This window comes from Frankia sp. AgKG'84/4 (genome assembly GCF_023242965.2).
Taxonomy (GTDB): Bacteria; Actinomycetota; Actinomycetes; order Frankiales; family Frankiaceae; genus Frankia.
The window spans coordinates 1-1344 of sequence record NZ_JALKFU020001104.1 but is presented as its reverse complement, the minus strand read 5'-3'; the positions used below and the strand labels follow the sequence as shown (position 1 = coordinate 1344).

The 1344-nt window shown below is 73.8% G+C and carries 2 protein-coding genes; one reads left to right on the top strand and one right to left on the bottom strand.

Annotated elements, in window-relative coordinates:
* Positions 1 to 698, top strand: a 698-nt coding sequence (locus MXD58_RS27665) for a peptidoglycan recognition protein family protein (RefSeq protein ID WP_250611065.1), incomplete at its 5' end; no start/stop codon positions are given.
* Between the two features lie 26 nt (positions 699 to 724).
* Here MXD58_RS27665 and MXD58_RS27660 read toward each other — a convergent pair.
* On the bottom strand, positions 725 to 1216 hold the full coding sequence (locus MXD58_RS27660) for a beta-class carbonic anhydrase (RefSeq protein WP_248839036.1): 492 nt from the start codon (positions 1214 to 1216) through the stop codon (positions 725 to 727).
* Between the last annotated feature and the right edge of the window lie 128 nt (positions 1217 to 1344).

Here is a 1344-nt window from a genome sequence, read left to right as displayed (position 1 = left end):
CGCCAGGCCAGGTCCCGCCAGGCCAGGTCCCGGCCCAGCTGAGCCCGGTCCCGTCGCCACCGGCACTGCCGGCGGGCCCGCTGCCGCTGCGCTACCTGCCCCGGGCCGCCTGGGGCGCGGACGAGACCCTGCGCCTGAACCCCGCGACCGGCCAGCCCTGGCAGCCGAGCTACCACCCGGGCCAGGTCATCACGGTGCACCACACGGTGACGCCGAACGTCGACCCGGACCCGGCCGCCACCGTCCGGGCTGTCTACCACTTCCACACCGTGGACCGCGGCTGGGCGGACATCGGGTACCACTTCCTCATCGACCAGGCGGGCACCCTCTACGAGGGCCGCTGGTCGGGCACCGACGGCATCCCCGCGCACCGGCCGGACGGCCGGGTGGTCACCGGCGCGCACGTGGGCGGGTTCAACGCGGGCAACATCGGCGTGGCGCTGCTCGGTGACCTGCGCACCCGGCCGCCGACCGCAGCGGCCCGCCGGTCCCTCGTGCTGGTCCTGCTCGCCCTGACCGGTGCCCACCGGCTGAACCCGCTCGGCCGGGTCGCCTACGCCAACCCGGCGAGCGCGGCGCGCCGGGACGTGTCCTCGATCAGCGGGCACCGGGACTGGATGGCCACCGAATGCCCGGGCGGCTCGCTGTACGCGATGCTTCCCGGCGTCCGTCTCGACGTGTCGCGTTCCCTGGTCTGAGCCCCTCGCCGGGCATCCGCCGCAGGTCAGTGCACCTCGGTGAGGGTGCCCTTCTCGATGGAGTAGACGAAGCCGCGCACCGAGTCCTTGTACGGAATGAAGGGGCTGGCCGTGATCCGCGCGATCGACTGGCGGACGTCGTCCTCCAGGTTCGAGAACGTCTCCACCGCCCAGGGCGGGCGGATGCCGGTCTCGGCGGTGATCGCTGCCTTGAAGTCCTCGTCGGTGAAGGTGAGCATGCCGCAGTCGGTGTGGTGGATCAGGACGATCTCGCGGGTGCCGAGCAGGCGCTGGCTGATGGCCAGGGAGCGGATCTCGTCGTCGGTGACCGCTCCGCCGGCGTTGCGGATGATGTGGGCGTCGCCCTCGGCCAGGCCGAGCACGCCGTAGACGTTCAGCCGGGCATCCATGCAGGCGACGATGGCGACGCCCAGCTTCGGTGGCAGGGGCAGCTCGCCGGCGGCGAAGTCGCGGGCGTAGAGGGTGGCGTTGGCCACCAGGTCGTCGGTCGCGCTCATCTCGGTTCTCCTTGGATCGGTGTTGGTCGCCGCCCCGTGGACGTGCCTGGCCAGGGCGGCGCCGGCCGTTGCGTGGGTGGGTCGCGGGCACCCCGGCCGCGGGGGGCGGGGCGGGCGCCCCCCCCCCC